The sequence below is a fragment of the Idiomarina solivarensis genome (genome assembly GCF_033052755.1).
GTDB lineage: Bacteria > Pseudomonadota > Gammaproteobacteria > Enterobacterales > Alteromonadaceae > Idiomarina.
Genome location: NZ_JAVFHZ010000017.1, coordinates 1 through 444 on the forward strand (window position 1 = coordinate 1; position 444 = coordinate 444).

General features: G+C 50.5%; 2 tRNA genes. Both read left to right on the forward strand.

Annotation, left to right across the window (positions count from 1 at the left end):
* Positions 1–122 precede the first annotated feature (122 nt).
* Positions 123–197: transfer RNA gene (locus RBK99_RS13435), tRNA-Gly, on the forward strand.
* Positions 198–209: 12 nt separating this feature from the next.
* Positions 210–285, forward strand: a tRNA-Thr gene (locus RBK99_RS13440).
* Positions 286–444: the final 159 nt, after the last annotated feature.

The window sequence follows — 444 nt, forward strand, 5'->3', positions numbered from 1 at the left end:
TCCCGAGTGGCCAAAGGGATCAGACTGTAAATCTGACGGCTCAGCCTTCGCAGGTTCGAATCCTGCCCCCTCCACCACGCAATTTCCTTGGTTTTGAAGTGGCCTCATAAAATTGTGAATTTGCGGGTGTCGTATAGTGGCTATTACCTCAGCCTTCCAAGCTGATGACGCGGGTTCGATTCCCGCCACCCGCTCCACATTCCGTCAGTGCTGATATAGCTCAGTTGGTAGAGCGCACCCTTGGTAAGGGTGAGGTCGGCGGTTCGAATCCGCCTATCAGCACCATTTCTATTTAGGCCCCTAATAAACCTCGGTCATGCTTTTAAGCTTAGGTAACACACCGAAGAATTTTGTTAGAGAGGCTGCAATGTCTAAAGAAAAATTTGAACGTTCGAAGCCGCACGTAAACGTCGGCACCATCGGTCACGTTGACCACGGTAAAAC